Raw genomic sequence first — 16,971 nt, forward strand, 5'->3', positions numbered from 1 at the left:
AGGTGAGATAACGGTTCCTGTGAACATGCTTGGTAACGTTTTTCACGCCTGTTTTTCACGCCTGTTTTTCACTCCTGTTAGGCAAGGTGAGGTTTTCATGTCGCGGCAACTGCTAGCCATGGCGCTCGCGCCCCTGTTAGGGCTTTTCATACTCGGGATTGGCAACGGCTTCCTTGCCACCTTGATCACCGTGCGCTTGGATGCGGCAGGTGAGTCGGCCACGCTAATCGGGATTGTCTCGTCGGCCTACTTTATTGGCTTGGCGCTGGGGGCCATGGTCAATGACCGCCTGTTGCTGCGCATTGGCCATATTCGCGCTTACGGCAGTTTTGCCTCTTTAGTGGCCGTTACGGTGTTGCTGCAGGGGTTGTTCTTTGATCCTTGGGCTTGGTTTGTGCTGCGTTTAATCGGCGGCTGGGCCACGGTAGGGGTGTATCTGGTCATTGAAAGCTGGCTACTGACGTCAGGTGATCAGAAAGTCCGTGGCCGCCTGTTGGCGCTGTACATGATTTCGCTGTATGCCGCCGGAGTGCTGGGTCAGTTGCTGCTGGGTGTGACTGACGCCATGGGCACCACCGCGCCCTTCATGGTGATTGGTCTGCTGGCGTCGCTCTCGGTGCTGCCCATGGCCATGATTCCCCGCGTATCACCGATTATAGAACACGCTGAACCGCTACATCCGCTGCGCCTGATCACGCTGACGCCCACTGGCGTGATGGGCAGTTTAGGCTCGGGGATGGTGGTTGCGGCGGCCTATACCCTGTTGCCGCTTTATCTGCAGCGTATTGGCATGAGCATCAGTCAGGTGGGGCAGATGATGGCAGTGGTGATTATGGGGGCGATGCTGCTGCAATATCCGATTGGCCGTTGGTCAGACCGCCATGATCGCCAGTTGGTGCTGATTGGTATTAGTGGATTTTGCGTGCTGATCTCGGCAGCGATGCTGTGGCTGCCGCTCTCCACGCCGCTACTGGCGGTGCTGCTGTTTTTATTAGGTGGCGGGGTATTTGCGGTTTACCCGGTGGCGGTCAGCCACGCCGCTGACCGCGCACCAGCGGGGGCGCTGGTGCGCATGAGCCAAGGCTTGCTGTTGATTAACTCGATTGGTGCAACAATCAGCCCGCTGATGATTTCACCGGTGATGACGGCTATGGGCGATGCTGGGTTGTTCTGGGCCTTCGGCTCGCTGAGCCTGTTCTTTTTACTGTTTTTCGTCTGGCGTCGTCGTGTGCGCCCCGCGCCAGTGCCCGTGGCACCGTTTACCGCCACTACGCCGATGAGTAATGCCGGGGCGGAATTGGTGGTCACCGAAGCGCTGATGCAGGGTGCCTTGGAGCACGAGCATTTAGAGGATTTATCCGACGCGGTATCCGATGTTGACGTGGCGGAACCTATGGTGGGGCCACCGCAGGAAGATGAAAGCCATATCACTTATTATGATGATGTGGAGCAAGAAGGCGAGCGAAAGTAACACCGGGAGGGAGACGTTATCGGTAGCGGCTGATACCTTGGGCTAATGGTGTATGCAGGCGAGTGTTACTACTATCGGGGGCATATTTTCAAACAATTGTTTAATTTTCAGCCCGAGGTTCGCTATGAATGTTTATGCCGCGCCGGTACGCGACCTGCGCTTTGTGCTCGAAGAGATGTTAGTGCATCGCTCGTTGAACCTGCCAGGCTTTGAAGAGGCTTCGCCTGATCTGATCGAGGCGGTACTTGAAGAGGCCGCCAAACTGGCCGGTGACGTCTGGGGGCCGCTTAATAAGGTTGGCGACCAGCAAGGGGCGAGGCGTCACGCAGATGGCAGCGTGACCACCCCGGAAGGTTTCGCCGCGGCCTACCAGGCGTATGTGGAAGGCGGCTGGAACGGGATTGGCGTTTCGGAGGCGCTAGGCGGCCAGAATTTGCCGGAAGTGGTGGCTAGTGCGGTGCAGGAAATGCTCCACGGCGCCAATATGGCGTTAGGGCTTTGCCCGATGTTAACCGCCGGGGCGATCGAAGCGTTGGCTCACCACGGCAACGACGCGCAGAAAACCATCTACCTACCCAAGCTAGTGGAAGGCACCTGGACGGGTACCATGAACCTCACCGAGCCCCAAGCAGGCTCGGATCTGTCGAAAGTCCGGACTAAAGCGGTGCCCGATGGGGATCATTACCGATTAAGCGGTCAGAAAATCTATATCACCTGGGGCGAACACGACGCCGCCGAGAACATTATTCACCTCGTGTTGGCGCGTAAGCCCGATGCACCAGAAGGCAACAAAGGCATTTCGCTGTTTCTGGTGCCCAAGTTCCTGGTCAACGATGACGGCTCACTGGGTGAACGCAACGATGTCATCTGTGCCTCCATTGAACACAAGTTGGGCATTCACGGCTCGCCGACCTGCACGCTGAGTTTTGGCGAAAACGGCGGGGCGGTTGGCTATCTGATTGGCGAAGAAGGGCGTGGTTTAAACCATATGTTCACCATGATGAATGAGGCGCGCCACAAAGTCGGCATTCAGGGTATCGGTGTAGCAGAGCGTGCCTGCCAGCACGCCGTTGCCTATGCGCTAGAGCGTCGCCAAGGCCGTGCGCCGAAGCCCCGCGGTGGCAACGAATGCGCCATTAGTGATCACCTCGATGTACGCCGCATGCTGCTCTCCATGCGTTCGCGTACCGATGCGCTGCGCGCGCTGGCACTGTATTGCGCGGCTGAGTTGGATACCGCTCGCCACGCTGAGAATAGCGATGCCCGCCAAGCCGCCCAGGCCCGTGCCGATATTTTGATTCCGGTGATCAAAAGCTTCTCCACCGACCAAGCAGTGGATATCGCCTCGATGGGCATTCAGGTGCACGGCGGCATGGGCTATGTGGAAGAGACTGGCGCGGCGCAGTTGTTGCGCGACGCGCGCATCGCGCCGATTTACGAAGGCACCAACGGCATCCAGGCGCTTGATTTGGCGGGCCGCAAGCTCCAGCGCGACAACGGTGAAGCGCTGACGGCGCTACTGCACGATATTGCTGCTACCGTCGAACAGCTTAAGGAAGACCCGGCCTTGGCAGCGCTGGGTAGCTGTTTGGCTGCTGGGCTTGAGGATTTAAGCGTCGCCCAAGACATTGTGCTGGCGCAGGGTAAAGACCCTGATAGCGGCCCCGATGCTGTACAAGCCTACGCCACCCCATTCCTTAACCTGGCGGGCCACGTGCTGTGTGCCTGGCAAATGGGGCAGGCGGCGCTTTGTGCCCAGGCGGCGATTCAAAACGGCAATGATGATCCCTTCTATACTGCCAAGATGCGCAGCGCTGAATTCGCCATCGCGCAATGGTTGCCGGTCGGGCGTGCTCAGCTCGCGGTGATCGAAGCGGGTATGCAGTGTCTACGCGATTATGAGGTTGAGTAACGCGACTTTTTCTGCACTGCGCCGCCGCCCTTTGAGGCGGCGGTGTTGTTTCTGGCCGATTAGAACAAGCGATTAAAACGAACCATTGATGTAACACGTTCAATAACAACATCCAGGAGCCGACCATGTCGTCGATCTTTGAGCAAGGCTTGCCTAAAACCGCTGCCAACCACGTACCGCTTTCACCGCTGACGTTCATCGAACGCTCGGCATCGGTTTATCCCGACTACCCCGCCGTGGTGCACGGCAGCACCCGCCGCACCTGGGGCGAAACCTGGGCGCGCTGCCGAAAGCTTGCTTCCGCGCTTAAAAAGCGGGGCATTCAACCGGGCCAAACAGTGGCAGCGATGTTGCCCAATATCCCAGCCATGTTTGAAGTGCATTTTGGCGTGCCGCTGGCCGGGTGCGTGTTGAACACCTTGAATATTCGCCTGGATGCTGAGGCGATCAGCTATATGCTGGCGCATGGCGAAGCCAAGGCCATTCTGGTGGATCCCGAATTCGCCGACGTGATTCAGGAAGCCGTGGCCAAGCTGGAGCATAAGCCGCTGATTATTGATGTGGCCGATGTGGAATTTCTGGGCGAGACCCAGGGCATCGGGGAGGTTGAGTATGAAGCGTTGCTTAACGAGGGCGACGCAGATTTTGCCTATCAACTGCCTAATGATGAGTGGGATGCAATCTCGCTCAACTACACCTCAGGCACCACTGGCAAACCCAAGGGCGTGGTTTACCACCACCGCGGCGCATATCTCAATGCGGTAAGTAACAGCATGGAGTGGGCAATGCCCCACCATCCGATCTACCTCTGGACGCTGCCGATGTTCCACTGCAATGGCTGGTGTTTCCCATGGACTATTGCGGCTAACGCGGGTGTGAATATTTGTCTTCGCCGTGTCGACCCTAAAAAGATCATGCAGTTGATTGCCGACGAGAATGTCAGTCACTTTAGCGGGGCACCGATTATCCTCAACGGCTTGGTTAATTTGCCGGCTGAAGATCAATGCACCTTCGACCATCCCGTGAAAGTCACCACGGCCGGTGCCGCGCCGCCTGCCTCGGTGATTGCTGGGGTCGAAAAGCTGGGTATTGAAGTCACCCACGTGTATGGCCTGACCGAAGTGTACGGGCCGGTGACGGTATGCGCCTGGCGGGAGGCGTGGGATGAATTGCCGCTTGAAGAGCGGGCTAAGATCAAAGCCCGTCAGGGGGTGCGCTACCACATGCTCGAAGCGTTGTGTGTAGCCGACCCACTCACCCTGGTGCCGGTACCCAAAGACGGTCAAACCATGGGTGAGATACTCATGCGCGGCAATAACGTCATGAAGGGCTATTTAAAGAATGCCGAGGCCACCGAGCAGGCGCTAGAAGGTGGCTGGTACCACACCGGGGATCTAGCGGTGTGGCACTCGGATGGCTATATCGAGATCAAAGATCGCTCCAAAGACATTATTATCTCCGGCGGTGAAAATATCTCGACCATCGAAGTCGAAGACGCCATTTACGGGCATCCCGCCGTTGAAGAAGCCGCCGTGGTGGCCAAGCCCGACGAAAAGTGGGGCGAAACCCCCTGTGCATTTGTGAAGCTTAAAGTGGGCTACGGCGAAATCACCGAGGCCGATATTATTGCCCACTGCCGTGAGCATCTGGCTGGTTATAAGGTTCCCAAAACCATCGTATTCAGTGAGCTGCCCAAAACCTCAACGGGGAAGATCCAAAAATTCGTCCTGCGTGAAGAAGCTAAACAGCATTGATAATTTATAAAGGAGAGCGTGCATGAGCGACCAACCGATTGGCGTAGTAGGTGCTGGCACCATGGGGCAGGGGATCGCTCAGGTAGCGGTTGCCAGTGGTTTTAGCGTGCATCTTTATGACGTGGCGGATGAGCAACTCAGCCGCGCCGAAGCGAATATCGACAAAGGCTTGGGCAAGTTAGTTGCGAAAGACAAAATCAGTGAGGCGGATAAAGCCGCGGCGCTATCGCGCCTCTCTACTACCACCACGCTAGATGCGCTGAACGACTGCGCGGTGATTATCGAAGCCGCCCCCGAACAGCCAGAGCTCAAAGAGAAGCTATTCCGCGACCTAAGCCGCTTGAGCAGTACCACCATTCTGGCCTCCAACACCTCGTCGTTATCACTCACTCGCCTAGCGGCGGTGTGCGAGCACCCCGAGCGCGTGGTGGGCATGCACTTCTTTAACCCGGTGCCGGTACTCAAACTGGTGGAAGTGATTCGTGCCGAGCAGACGTCGGACGCTACCGTCGCCGAGATTGAAACCCTCGCTAAGGCGCTGGGCAAAACCGCCGTGCCGGTGGGCGATGCGCCTGGTTTCGCAGTGAATCGCCTTATGGTGCCGATGATCAACGAAGCGGCGTTTATTGTGCAGGAAGGCACGGCGACGCCGGAAGCCGTGGATGACGCCATGAAGCTGGGCGCGGCCCATCCCATGGGGCCGTTAGCGCTGGCGGATTTAATTGGCCTGGATGTCTGCCTGGCGATTATGGAAGTACTACAAGAGGGCTTTGGCGATCCTAAATACCGCCCCTGCCCGCTGCTCAAACGCATGGTATCGGCTGGCTATCTGGGTCGTAAGAGCGGACGTGGCTTCTACGTTTATGAATAAATATTCTTGGTATAAAGAAGTTATTGCCACCCAACCAAGCGTTCGCTAGGGTTGGAATTTGACTATCTCACAACAATTAAGGAGCCCGCCATGAGTGAAGCAGTGATCGAGAAGGTGGATAACGATGGGATGGTGCGACTCACCATCAATCGCCCCAAAGCGTTAAATGCGTTAAACAGCGATGTGCTTTCAGCCCTGGAAGCACATTTGGTAGAGCTGGAAGCCCACCCCCATTTACGCGGGGTGCTGATTACCGGCGCGGGTGAGAAAGCTTTCGTCGCCGGTGCTGATATCACCGAGATGCGCGACAAAACCCCTGAAGAAGCGCGGGCCTTCGCCGGCCAAGCGCTGCGTACTATTAAACGCTTAGAGACGTTACCGGTGCCGGTGGTCGCCCTCGTTAACGGGTTTTGCCTTGGCGGCGGCTGCGAATTGGCATTGGCCTGCGACTGGGCGGTAGCCAGTGATAATGCGGTGTTTGGGCAACCGGAAGTACTGTTAGGCGTGATCCCCGGCTTTGGTGGCACCCAACGCCTGCCGCGTCGCGTCGGCCCGGCTATGGCGATAGATCTGGTCACCACCGGGCGCAAAATTGATGCCCAAGAAGCGCTGCGTATTGGCCTGGTGAACCGCGTCATGCCCCAAGCAGAGCTGGAAAACTACGCTGAAGAACTCACTAAGCAGCTTAAAGGCAACGGCCCACAATCAGTGCGCGGCGCTAAGCAGGCCGTTCACGACGGCATGGACCAAGACCTGGACAGCGCCTTGGCGCTTGAAACCAGCCTGTTCGCTTTCTGCTTCGCCGGAGAGGAGCAGAAAGAAGGCATGGCGGCCTTTGTCGAGAAGCGCAAGCCCAACTTCTAGGCGGTGGCTTTTTTACTTATTGCTTATTTAGGGGGTGGCGCACGCGTCACCCCCGTTTTATTCTCAAAGGCTGACTACTAATTTCCTCGGAGTTGCCACAATGCAATGGGCCGCTTTTATCCTCGCCGCGCTGGGTTTTGCCTATCTCCCTGGGCCTGCGATGCTGTATACCGCAGCACAAACCCTGGGTCGTGGCCGACGGGCAGGGTGGTTAGCCGTCGTCGGTGTGCATATGGGCTGCTATGTCCACGTTATCGCCGCTGCTCTGGGCCTGGCGCTGCTGTTTGCGGCGATTCCGCCTGCCTATATCGCCATGAAAATCATCGGTGGGCTTTACTTGCTGTGGATGGGGCTTCGGCTATGGCAGCAGGGCATTCGTACTCATGGCGATGAAGTACCGCTGGCAAGCACTAAACGCGTGCTGCGCGACAGTTTTTTGGTCGAGGTGCTTAACCCTAAAACCGCGCTCTTTTTTGTGGCGTTTTTACCCCAATTTGTGCAGCCCGAGTTTGCTATGCCAGTAGCCTGGCAATTGCTCTGGCTAGGTATCGCCACTAACCTTCTTTTCTCCTCCGCGGATGTGGTAGTGGTGCTACTGGCCAGCCCATTGCGCGAGTGGTTACAAAAATCCCATGGCTCCTCCCGGCTCATTCAGCGCATTGGCGGTGGCGTATTAATGGGATTAGGCGGTAATACGCTGGCTCAGGCAGCGCGTTAAGCATCGCTGCCTGTCATGCACGAGGCCGAGACGCTGAAAAGCGGCACCCTCAAAGCTGATTACCGCACGTCTACAGCCACCTAGCCGTCGCATCAGGTACACTGGCGCAAATTTTCGTCTGGAAACCCCGATGGCTCTTAGTGCAACGCCTTACAAAGTGGATATTAACCTCACCGATCTGGATCGCGGGGTGTATGAAACGCTGCGCTTCACCGTGGCCCGTCATCCGTCAGAGACCGAAGAGCGTATGACCACGCGGCTGCTCGCCTACGTACTCTGGTATAGCGAATCGCTTGCCTTCGGGCGTGGACTTTCCGATGTCGACGAACCCGCGCTGTGGGAAAAAAGCCTGGATGGTCGTGTGCTGCACTGGATCGAAGTGGGTCTGCCCGATGTTGAGCGTATTACCTGGTGCTCACGGCGGGCAGAGCGCGTGTCGTTACTTGCTTATGGCCGGGTAGACATATGGGAGAGCAAGGTGTTGCCCAATGTGGCGTCGCTGAAGAATGTACACGTGGCAGGGTTGCCTCAAGAAGCGCTGGCGACGATCGCTAAAGATTTGCCAAGGGCCATCAACTGGGCCGTTATGATTAGCGAAGGGTCGCTGTTTATTACCGATGAAAATGGCCAGCATGAAATTACCCCGCAGTGGCTGCTACAGGATCGTTAGCCTCCACACGTTCGTTTTTTCTACTAGGCTAGCGGGATGAGAAAGGATGGCTTGACGGGCATTCTTTCTATTGGGTTACTCAGTCCTTATTGACGACAGTCCTTTTTTCTAAAAAGAAAGAAGGTGACTTGCTATTTTTTTGCTAAATTACATACAATCAGGAATGTTTGTTCATGGCAGGCTTCATAACCTACCTCTGACCCCCTCTCTATTCTCAAGGAATGAGCAATGAACGGTTATATCTCTTTTCGCTGGTGTCTGCTCCCATTGGTAGCTGCGATCAGCCTAGTGCCTACTCTGGCAAGCGCCGATGGGGGCGTACTCTCCACAAAATTTGAAAACGACAGTTTAGCCAGTAGTGACGATGGCCACTTCACCAGCGGCTTTGAGCTTAACTGGTCATTCGAGCCCGAGACGGACAGCTGGACGCAACTCTTGGCGACGGCGTTACCCGATAGTCTCATCGGCCAGGCTGATAGGGCGGCGTATCGACTGGTACACCAGATTTACACGCCGAATAATATCCAGCGTCGTGAGCTGATTGAGGATGACCTCCCCTACGCAGGTATCGTTTATGGCGGTGTTTCGCTTTACGAAGACGTGCCGGTGGGCAACTGGCGACAAGCGACTGACCTGCACCTGGATATCGGCCTGGTCGGGCCGTCGTCGCTTGCCGATAGCATTCAACGCGAAGTGCACCGGGTTACCGATAGTGAGCGCCCCAGCGGCTGGGACAACCAGTTGGGCGATGAGCCGATAATCAATGCCGCGATGCGGCGTCAATGGTGGCATAACACGCCGCTGGGCGGTAAGCAGCTGGCTCATGGCCCCAGCGTGAGCGGCGCCTTGGGCAATCTCTATACCTACGCCAGTGCCGGTTACAGCGTACGCTGGGGCGATGAAGCATCGGGCGTCCCCACCTTGACGCCCAATCCCGGCAACCGCCATCACATCACAGGTAACGAGGGCTGGCAGTGGTACCTATTTGCCAGCGTAGAGGGTTATTACATGGCCCAGAATCTGACCCTGGATGGCAATACCTTCAGGAATAGCCATTCGGTGGATCGCAAAGAATGGGTCGGGGACGTGTCAGGGGGATTGGCGTTGGCCTGGGAAGATTGGCAGGTCACCTATGCGGCCGTGGCGCGCTCGCGTGAATTCGACGGGCAGGAAGAGCAGGATAAGTTCGGTGCGTTGACGCTGTCGAAACGTTTTTGATCGTAAAACGCGCTAGGCTGTTGCTAAATCCCAGCGACTGATAGCCGAGGAGGGCGTTAATGGTCAGGAAAGCGTATCCCCGCACGCCCGATGGCCGTTACTTTGTGGCCAAAGACCGGCTCTGGCGCTGCACCGACCCGCGCTTAAGCGAAGATGAAAAACGTACCCACATCAAAGCGCTGATGAAAGCCCGGCGTGCCGTGAGAACCGCCCAGCAGCAAGATGATGACGACGCCCTGCGAGAAGCGCGGAACGCCGTACAACGTGCCAAAGAAGCCTTAGGCGAGCGCGGCCCTGTATGGTGGGATGATGATGCACCCGATGAAGGTGGCTTAGCCCCGCACAATAGTTCCTATGCTCAATGGTGGAAACAACAACCCTAAGCTGCACAGTATCGAACACAGCTGAAGCCAGGTGACTAGCCTATGCTTTGGAGGTTGTGATGTTTACTTAACGTTTAGGAGCAAGCACCTATGGAGCTGGTTTTTTTCAATGGCTGGGGAAGCTTATTGCGTATTTTGGTCATGGGTATCCTGGCTTACGCGACGCTTATTCTCTTCTTGCGAATGTCAGGTAATCGCACGCTCTCAAAAATGAATGCCTTCGACTTAATCGTGACGGTAGCGCTGGGTTCCACATTGGCGACCGTTCTCCTATCCAAGGATGTTGCATTGCTGGATGGGGCGGTGGCGTTAGCGCTGTTAATTTCTCTGCAATTTATCATTACCTGGACCAGCGTCCGCTTTCGCTGGATACGCCGATTAGTAACGGGCGAGCCATTAATGTTGCTTTATCGAGGGGAGTTCCTGACAAGCTCACTGCGCCAAGCACGGGTGACCCAAGACGAAGTTAGGTCGGCCATCCGCAGTAGTGGCCTTGCGGATGTGGCAGCTGTGGAAGCGGTGGTAATAGAGACAGATGGCTCGTTAAGTGTTGTCAAACGGCATTCAGAAAGCAGCCACTCAAGTCTGGATGGTATACGTGGGCGTCATTAACGTCACGTTGTCAGCGAGATTTGACACTCTGTGTTGAGATCCTTATATTTTAGCGAATAAAAATCACTATCATTAACATTAATATTCGCTCTGGGATCAATATGCACACTCAAATGTTTCGTTTGCGCAAGCTGCCACACGCGATTGCACTTGCCTCTTTGTTCGCTACTCCTGCCTATGCGGTGGCTCAACAGGGCGCTGCGGCGCCCGCCGTTGAGTTGGATACGGTAGAAGTCACTGCTGATACTGCTGGCCAATTCGGCTACATCGAAATGCAAGAGACACCTGGCGTGGGCAAAATGGACGTGCCGCTGTCTGAACAGCCGTTCTCAATGTCGGTGATTGATCAGGAATTCATCCAAGATACCGGCGCTAAAAATCTCCAAGAGGCTCTGCTGTACACGCCCGGCGTTTATGCGGGGAATTTTGGCTTCGATACTCGAGGTGATAGCGCCAAAGTCAGAGGGTTAGACGCCGGACGTTACTTAGATGGGTTACGCCAGATTTACGGGTCTTATAACACGGTGCGCACTAACCCTTATGCTTTAGAGAGCTTAGAGGTACTGCGCGGGCCATCATCGATGCTTTATGGTCAGGCCGATTTGGGTGGCATTATCAACGGGGTTTCAAAGCTGCCGGAAGAGGAGCGTAGCGGCGAGGTCTGGGTGCAGTATGGCTCCCATAATCGCAAGCAGCTGGCCGTCGACGTAACCGGGGCCGCCGATGAAGAAGGCAAGCTGCTCTACCGTTTAGTGGCCCTGCAGCGCGATAGCGATACCCAGGTGGATCACGTTGAGGACGACGGCTATGTGGTGTCGCCTTCTCTGACGTGGCGGCCTAGTGATGACACCGAAATCACCCTGTTGATCAATCGCCAGGAGAATGAAGGCCAGGTATCGGCGCAGTTCCTGCCTCAGGCGGGTACCCTGGAGCCGGGTTCCCAGGGATTCATTGGCTCTGAAAGATTTGTCGGCGAGCCGGGCTGGGATCGCTTTGACCGCGAAAAAACCGAAACCACGCTATTTTTTGATCATCAAATTAATCGCGACTGGGCGTTTGCTGCCACGGCACGGTACACCGACTCGCGTACCGAAACCCGCGAGCACTGGGTGGATATTTCCAGCGTGCCGGATGCCAATGGCGAGGTGTCACGGACAATTTATACCGCCGATTCTGAAACACAAATATTAAATGTCGACGCCCGTTTGGAAGGCGACTTTGAGCTAGGTAAGACCCAGCATAATCTGATTGCCGGTATCGATCGTCAGGATGCCCGGTGGTCTCAAGATAACTATAGCTCGGCGCCCAGCGGTGGTGGCCGGTTTGATGTTTACGACCCCGAGTATGGCAATTTACAGCTAGATTCGCTTAACCCGACTGACCGTCCCGATAACGAAATCGAGCAGGTAGGTGTCTACCTGGCGGATCATATTGAAGTTGGGCGGGTAGTGGTCTCGGCTGGCTTACGCCGGGATTGGGCTGAGAATAGTGGCCCTGAACCACTGACTTCAGAACCTTCCGTAAGTGATGAAAGCGCTACAACAGGGCGCCTTGGGTTAATGTATCGCTTTGCTAACGGCATTTCGCCCTACGTCAGCTACTCGGAAGCCTTCAGTATGAATTTAGGTTTTGACGACACTGGTGGAGTGCTAAAGCCGACCACTGGCGAACAGGAAGAAGCGGGCGTTAAGTATCTTTCGCCTGATAAATCGCTAGCCATCAGCGCCGCGTATTTTGATATTACCCAGAAGAACCGCATCAGTGAGGGATCTACTCCGGGCGGAGCTGAGCAAACGGGTGCGGTGATCGATGGCTGGGAGCTACAGGTCAACAAGCGTTGGCAGCAGTTCGAAACGCAGCTTGCGTACACAAGCCTGAATGCGACCAATGCTAGTGACGGTACTCGACTGCCGTTTGTCGCCGAAGAGCAGGCCTCGTGGTGGAATCGGCTCTACGTTGGAGACAACTGGCGGATGGGCGCTGGTGTGCGTTATGTCGGTGACAATGTCGGTTCAGGCGGTGCGCCTGTTGTACCTTCAAACACACTTTATGATGCCATGGTCGGCTACACCTTGGGCGAGTGGGATTTCTCTGTGGACGTGAAAAACCTCACCGATGAAGAGTATGTCTCCTGGTGCCGCTATGATGGCGCTGACTGCGGCTATGGCGCGCGTCGTAACGTTACCGCCAACGTTCGCTACCAGTTCTGACCCAGTCGTTCATCGTAATCTTTCTAAAAAGATCAATGCATTGAACTGCACCCCCAGATGTTCAACGTCTGGGGTGTTTTTTTGTGGCGAAGTACGACGAGTTCTTCAAGCTTGAGGTAGCGTTCGCGCGAATTCGACGATCAAGAAGACTCGGATAAATTGGTTCTGTGTGGTTATCCAAACGCATCTAGCATGGCGCTGAAGATGTGGACTGCTTCTCAGCCTGCCATGATGCTTATACATAGTAATAGAAACGACATGGATTATTTTCCTAAGTTATATTTATTTTTATTCACGTTTGCGCCTAGCAATGGTATTCTTCGCCGCTGTTAATTTCTAAGGACGCAACGTGAATATCAAAGCCGATCTTTCCATTTTCGATATTATTGGCCATCTGATTATTTGGGTGGTACTCAGTTTCGTTACCTTTGGCATAGCGCTATTTTTCTTCCCTTATTCGTTTGCACGGTTTGTGATCAACCGCACGTCGGTCGTCGATGCTACTACCGGGGTGGAGCGAAAAATGGTCTGCGATATCAATATTTTCAGCAACATAGGCCATATAATTTTGTGGATGCTGATTTCGATCGTGACCTTTGGGTTGGGGTACATTTTCTACTTTTATCGGGTTTGGAATTACGCTTTGAATAACTCGCGGGTTGAATAGATTTAGCCTTTTATGAAATAAAAACTCCGCTATTTGATTATTTAAGATGCAATAGGGCCTTCGCTGAGTGATCGAGCGAAGGCCTTTTTTTAAAGCCACATTCAAGTGGGCTTAAGCAATTAACATTCTTGTTGTTCGTTATTATTTTGTAATGTAAATGCCATTAAGTAATCATTGCTTGTTAGTTTGAGCGTCATTGGATGGCGGTAAAGTTAAACCTCCTAAAGCAAGGAGGTAAATCTGATGTTGAAAAAGACAAAGCACTTTTAGGTACCGATATAGCGGAGTTTCCCATGGATGCGGAAACAGCGAAGGAAAGTCGCAACGCCGGTATTGCAGTGCTCATGCGAGCGTTGGAAAATGCCGACGCTACTTCTTGAGGCTGCTCACACCCTTGTGCTCCAAGCCGATATCAACATTCAATTTCCAGCCCATCCGCTGCCAAGGACACGTTCGGTGGTAAGCACAGAGGTTCGTGCATGGCGTGGGCGTCAACGTCGTGGCTGAGGTGAGTCAGCCACGCCTGGGCAGGGCTCAGGCGGTCGATAATGGCCAGCGCCATGTCGAGATTGTTGTGATTGCGCGGCTCATGATGCGAGTTAGGATGGGTAGCATCGAGAATCACCTTATCCGGCTGCCACTGGCGCAGAAAGCGCTCGGTTTCGCCGGGTAGACCCAGTGTATCGGTCAGGTAGGCGAGCTTGCTGCCCAGCCCAGCGATGCAGTAGCCCAATGTGGGCTTGCTGTGGTTCAGGGGCACAGGGATAATCTCCAGGCCGTTCAGTAACAGTGCCCGGAAAGGCTTGAGGCCGGGTTGAAAAGACAGAATTCCTGGATTTTTGTGCAGATCGGCACAGCCCTGGGCATCTTTGGGGCCATAGACCGGAATCGGTTCGCCCGTCCCCCAGCGTAAGTGGAATAGCCCTTGAACGTGGTCGGCATGGTAGTGCGTCAACAGAACGGCGATAGGTCGTTCCTGCTGGCAGCTATCGGCTAGATCCATGCGGCCGGCATCCAACAGGATGCGGGCGCCGTCAACGCGAATCTCGGCGCTGCACGGGCCGCGTCGGTGACAGTTCAGCACGCGAGCCCGCTGGCAGGCAGGGCAATCGCAACCAAACCGTGGTACCTGGGCACTTTCACCAGTGCCGACGAAGCGAAACCTCATACCGGACTCTCCGCTAGCAAAGCCTGCAGTGCTTCAAGGGTATGCTGCAGTTCACGGCTGTTATCGATGCGCGGGACGTCATCCAGGGTCGCTTCCAACTGCTGGTGACGCTCCAGACGCGCTTCGATCTCTTCGGGGGTTTCCCGGTCACGTTGGATCAGGCGTTCCCGCAGTACCGAGGGTTGTGCGGTCATCAGCACTGGCAGCAACTGATCATGGAAACGCTCGCGCGCCATGGCAAGTGCGCGGCGGCTGCCGTTGACGATGACGAGCTGGTCGCGCTCCAGCCAGGCCGAGATCTCGATACCCAGGCCATAGTCGAGGCCGTGGGCATGCCAATCGAGACAGAAAAGGCCCAAGCGGCGGCGCCAGGCAAACTCGTCTTCCGATAGGCCCACACAGTTCTCTCCTGTGCCGCTGGGGCGGGTGATGTAACGGTGCGCCACCAGCCACTCGGAGTGTTGCTGGCGCACGGCGCCGAGCAAGCTGTCCTTGCCGACACCGCTGGCGCCCATCAGATAAACGAGTCGACCTTTTTGAGTACCCAGTCGCGTGTGCATCATCAATGCACCTGCCGCCCGCGAGACCATACCCGTTGTAGCATCGGATGGTCGTCGATAAGGCGAACGCGCAGTAGGTCGGCACGCAGCCCAGCGGCGAGGCGCCCCCGGTCGTTAAGCCCCACGGCCTCGGCCGGTTGGCGAGAGGCGGTCGCTACGGCGCGAGGCAGGGCATAGCCGCCTGCCATTCGTGCAATCCTGAAAACGGCATCGAGCAGGGCGGCGGGGTAATAATCGGAGGACAGGATGTCGAGCACGCCGAGCTCGACCAAGGTTGTTGCCGCGATATTACCCGAATGAGAACCACCGCGAACCACATTGGGAGCCCCCATCATGACCGCCATGCCGGCGCGATGGGAGGCTTCGGCGGCTTCGCGTGTGGTGGGAAACTCGGCTATCTGCGTCCCGTATTCCCGGCTTTCGGCAACGTGTGCCAACGTCGCATCGTCGTGACTGGCCAGCGGTAACCCGCGTTTGCGGCATTCGGCGGCGATCGTCTGGCGATGTTCGTCGCTGTAACGCTCGCTGTTGGCCAACTGAGCGGTAATGAACGTCTCCAGGTCTGTGTCGTTGAGGCCGTATTTGCCCTGATAGTAGACCCGGTAGGCGTCGAGGCTAGCGAACTGGCGCTGGCCCGGCGCGTGATCCATCAACGACACCAAGCCGAGCAGTGGGGTATCGGCCAGGGAGCAGAAGCGCGTCAGCGTATCGGGATGACAGACCTCGCAGCGCAGGTGCAGCCGGTGATCGACCCGTGCGAGACCGTCATCGACGATGGCGCCCAAAGCGGCGACCATCTCATCCAGGGCACCGTGGCGCATACTCTGCTCGTCCACATCGCCAATCGATACGGCGTCGAACACCGTGGTGATGCCGCTGGCAGCCATTTGGGCATCATGGGCCAGCGCCGCCTGTCGGCTCGGCCAGGCGACCTTGGGGCGGGGCTGGAAGTGCTTTTCCATGTTGTCGGTGTGCAACTCAATCAGGCCGGGCAATAGATAGTCGTTGTCACAGTCGATGGCTGCCGGAAGCTGGCTGGGGGCGGTATCTATGTCGGCGATCATGCCATCACGGATCACCAGGCTACCCGAGATGACGTCTTCGTCGAGTACCAGTCGTGCATGGGTAAGAATCTGTTCGCTCATGAGGACTGCTCCGAGGAATGCGTGTCCTGAAAATGTGAGGTCTTGGTCATCATGTGGTCGTCGAGGGGAAGCAGGCGATCCGCCACCTGACTACGCACATCCTCGTCGTGAAAGATGCCGAGCATGGCGGTGCCACGTGCCTTGGCTTCATTGATCAAGCTGATCACCTCGGCGCGGTTGGCGGCGTCCAGCGAGGCCGTGGGCTCGTCGAGCAGCAGCAGGGGGTGCTCGGCGATAAAGCCGCGGGCGATATTGACGCGCTGTTGCTCACCACCGGAGAAGGTGCCGGGCGGTAGCTGCCACAGCCGTGGCGGCAGGTTGAGGCGGTCTAGCAGGGTTTCGGCCTTCAGGCGGGCTTCTTGGGCATCGCCGCCCCGCGCCAGTAGCGGCTCCATGACCACCTCAACGGCACTGACCCGTGGCACCACGCGCAGGAACTGGCTAACGTAGCCGATCACATCACGCCGCAGCGGGTGCCAGGCGTGGGCGGGCAGCTCGGTTAGCTCCAGTGGCCCGTCGCTAAAGAGCAGGCGGATACTGCCGCGCTGGGCGAGGTAGTTGCCGTAGAGCATCTTGAGCAGGGTACTTTTGCCGATACCGCTGCGCCCGGCCAGCACCAGGCATTCGCCGGCGTGTAGCGTCAGCGACAGGTCGTTCATCACTTCCAGGGCGGTGCCGCCCTGGCCATGCAGCACAAAGTCTTTGGACAGGTGCTCGACAGTGAGTAGGGCATTCATGGCCGGGCTCC

17 protein-coding genes are annotated in these 16,971 nt (G+C 56.3%); 13 read left to right on the forward strand and 4 right to left on the reverse strand.

Features of this window, described 5'->3' with window-relative positions:
• The first annotated feature begins 97 nt into the window (after positions 1-97).
• The 13 genes from BLR97_RS15850 (at position 98) to BLR97_RS15910 (ending at position 13,730) form a co-directional block, all read left to right on the forward strand.
• Positions 98-1,471 carry an MFS transporter gene (locus BLR97_RS15850; RefSeq protein ID WP_089707499.1) on the forward strand — a complete coding sequence of 458 codons (1,374 nt, stop codon included), beginning with the start codon at positions 98-100 and terminating at the stop codon, positions 1,469-1,471.
• Between the two features lie 124 nt (positions 1,472-1,595).
• Complete coding sequence (locus tag BLR97_RS15855; RefSeq protein WP_089707500.1) at positions 1,596-3,383, forward strand: acyl-CoA dehydrogenase; 1,788 nt, start codon at positions 1,596-1,598, stop codon at positions 3,381-3,383.
• A 125-nt stretch (positions 3,384-3,508) separates the two neighbouring features.
• Entirely contained in the window at positions 3,509-5,137 is a 1,629-nt protein-coding gene (locus BLR97_RS15860) for an acyl-CoA synthetase (RefSeq protein ID WP_089707501.1), read from the forward strand.
• A gap of 22 nt (positions 5,138-5,159) precedes the next feature.
• Positions 5,160-6,008, forward strand: a complete 849-nt coding sequence (locus BLR97_RS15865; RefSeq protein ID WP_089707502.1) for a 3-hydroxybutyryl-CoA dehydrogenase — start codon at positions 5,160-5,162, stop codon at positions 6,006-6,008.
• Between the two features lie 90 nt (positions 6,009-6,098).
• Positions 6,099-6,872: an enoyl-CoA hydratase-related protein gene (locus BLR97_RS15870; protein ID WP_089707503.1), complete on the forward strand. Its 774-nt coding sequence runs from the start codon at positions 6,099-6,101 to the stop codon at positions 6,870-6,872.
• Between the two features lie 100 nt (positions 6,873-6,972).
• On the forward strand, positions 6,973-7,590 hold the full coding sequence (locus tag BLR97_RS15875; RefSeq protein ID WP_089707504.1) for a LysE family translocator: 618 nt from the start codon (positions 6,973-6,975) through the stop codon (positions 7,588-7,590).
• Between the two features lie 130 nt (positions 7,591-7,720).
• Positions 7,721-8,260, forward strand: coding sequence for a YaeQ family protein (locus BLR97_RS15880; protein ID WP_089707505.1), 540 nt, complete (start codon positions 7,721-7,723; stop codon positions 8,258-8,260).
• 228 nt (positions 8,261-8,488) lie between these two features.
• Positions 8,489-9,478: a lipid A deacylase LpxR family protein gene (locus tag BLR97_RS15885; protein ID WP_089707506.1), complete on the forward strand. Its 990-nt coding sequence runs from the start codon at positions 8,489-8,491 to the stop codon at positions 9,476-9,478.
• 59 nt (positions 9,479-9,537) lie between these two features.
• Positions 9,538-9,861 (forward strand): hypothetical protein, encoded by a 324-nt coding sequence (locus BLR97_RS15890; protein WP_089707507.1) that lies wholly within the window; start codon positions 9,538-9,540, stop codon positions 9,859-9,861.
• A 90-nt stretch (positions 9,862-9,951) separates the two neighbouring features.
• Entirely contained in the window at positions 9,952-10,473 is a 522-nt protein-coding gene (locus BLR97_RS15895; protein WP_089707508.1) for a DUF421 domain-containing protein, read from the forward strand.
• Between the two features lie 101 nt (positions 10,474-10,574).
• Positions 10,575-12,683 (forward strand): TonB-dependent siderophore receptor, encoded by a 2,109-nt coding sequence (locus BLR97_RS15900; protein WP_089707509.1) that lies wholly within the window; start codon positions 10,575-10,577, stop codon positions 12,681-12,683.
• 349 nt (positions 12,684-13,032) lie between these two features.
• A complete protein-coding gene (locus tag BLR97_RS15905) occupies positions 13,033-13,350 on the forward strand; it encodes a DUF6693 family protein (protein ID WP_089707510.1) in 318 nt (105 codons plus the stop codon).
• A gap of 200 nt (positions 13,351-13,550) precedes the next feature.
• Positions 13,551-13,730: a hypothetical protein gene (locus BLR97_RS15910; RefSeq protein ID WP_089707511.1), complete on the forward strand. Its 180-nt coding sequence runs from the start codon at positions 13,551-13,553 to the stop codon at positions 13,728-13,730.
• A 32-nt stretch (positions 13,731-13,762) separates the two neighbouring features.
• Here BLR97_RS15910 and phnP read toward each other — a convergent pair whose 3' ends face one another.
• The 4 genes from phnP to phnL are packed head-to-tail and all read right to left on the reverse strand — an operon-like array spanning position 13,763 to position 16,960.
• On the reverse strand, positions 13,763-14,518 hold the full coding sequence (phnP, locus tag BLR97_RS15915; protein ID WP_089707512.1) for a phosphonate metabolism protein PhnP: 756 nt from the start codon (positions 14,516-14,518) through the stop codon (positions 13,763-13,765).
• The gene (gene phnN, locus BLR97_RS15920; protein ID WP_244511335.1) at positions 14,515-15,081 is read right to left on the reverse strand and encodes a ribose 1,5-bisphosphokinase; all 567 of its coding nucleotides are present in this window, start codon (positions 15,079-15,081) and stop codon (positions 14,515-14,517) included. The genes phnP and phnN overlap by 4 nt, the downstream gene beginning before the upstream one ends.
• Positions 15,081-16,223, reverse strand: a complete 1,143-nt coding sequence (locus BLR97_RS15925) for an alpha-D-ribose 1-methylphosphonate 5-triphosphate diphosphatase (RefSeq protein ID WP_089707513.1) — start codon at positions 16,221-16,223, stop codon at positions 15,081-15,083. The genes phnN and BLR97_RS15925 overlap by 1 nt, the downstream gene beginning before the upstream one ends.
• Positions 16,220-16,960 carry a phosphonate C-P lyase system protein PhnL gene (gene phnL / locus BLR97_RS15930; RefSeq protein WP_089707514.1) on the reverse strand — a complete coding sequence of 247 codons (741 nt, stop codon included), beginning with the start codon at positions 16,958-16,960 and terminating at the stop codon, positions 16,220-16,222. The genes BLR97_RS15925 and phnL overlap by 4 nt, the downstream gene beginning before the upstream one ends.
• Positions 16,961-16,971 lie beyond the last annotated feature (11 nt).

Origin of the sequence: Vreelandella arcis (assembly GCF_900103865.1) — a bacterium.
GTDB lineage: Bacteria > Pseudomonadota > Gammaproteobacteria > Pseudomonadales > Halomonadaceae > Vreelandella > Vreelandella arcis.

Excerpts from the sequence above, each read along its gene's own strand:
- BLR97_RS15870 (WP_089707503.1), top strand. The coding sequence starts at position 6,099 with ATGAGTGAAGCAGTGATCGAGAAGGTGGATAACGATGGGATGGTGCGA.
- BLR97_RS15925 (WP_089707513.1), bottom strand. The coding sequence starts at position 16,223 with ATGAGCGAACAGATTCTTACCCATGCACGACTGGTACTCGACGAAGAC.
- phnL (WP_089707514.1), bottom strand. The coding sequence starts at position 16,960 with ATGAATGCCCTACTCACTGTCGAGCACCTGTCCAAAGACTTTGTGCTG.
- BLR97_RS15875 (WP_089707504.1), top strand. The coding sequence starts at position 6,973 with ATGCAATGGGCCGCTTTTATCCTCGCCGCGCTGGGTTTTGCCTATCTC.
- BLR97_RS15855 (WP_089707500.1), top strand. The coding sequence starts at position 1,596 with ATGAATGTTTATGCCGCGCCGGTACGCGACCTGCGCTTTGTGCTCGAA.
- BLR97_RS15865 (WP_089707502.1), top strand. The coding sequence starts at position 5,160 with ATGAGCGACCAACCGATTGGCGTAGTAGGTGCTGGCACCATGGGGCAG.
- BLR97_RS15900 (WP_089707509.1), top strand. The coding sequence starts at position 10,575 with ATGCACACTCAAATGTTTCGTTTGCGCAAGCTGCCACACGCGATTGCA.
- BLR97_RS15890 (WP_089707507.1), top strand. The coding sequence starts at position 9,538 with ATGGTCAGGAAAGCGTATCCCCGCACGCCCGATGGCCGTTACTTTGTG.
- phnN (WP_244511335.1), bottom strand. The coding sequence starts at position 15,081 with ATGATGCACACGCGACTGGGTACTCAAAAAGGTCGACTCGTTTATCTG.
- BLR97_RS15850 (WP_089707499.1), top strand. The coding sequence starts at position 98 with ATGTCGCGGCAACTGCTAGCCATGGCGCTCGCGCCCCTGTTAGGGCTT.
- BLR97_RS15880 (WP_089707505.1), top strand. The coding sequence starts at position 7,721 with ATGGCTCTTAGTGCAACGCCTTACAAAGTGGATATTAACCTCACCGAT.
- phnP (WP_089707512.1), bottom strand. The coding sequence starts at position 14,518 with ATGAGGTTTCGCTTCGTCGGCACTGGTGAAAGTGCCCAGGTACCACGG.
- BLR97_RS15860 (WP_089707501.1), top strand. The coding sequence starts at position 3,509 with ATGTCGTCGATCTTTGAGCAAGGCTTGCCTAAAACCGCTGCCAACCAC.
- BLR97_RS15885 (WP_089707506.1), top strand. The coding sequence starts at position 8,489 with ATGAACGGTTATATCTCTTTTCGCTGGTGTCTGCTCCCATTGGTAGCT.
- BLR97_RS15895 (WP_089707508.1), top strand. The coding sequence starts at position 9,952 with ATGGAGCTGGTTTTTTTCAATGGCTGGGGAAGCTTATTGCGTATTTTG.
- BLR97_RS15910 (WP_089707511.1), top strand. The coding sequence starts at position 13,551 with ATGGCGGTAAAGTTAAACCTCCTAAAGCAAGGAGGTAAATCTGATGTT.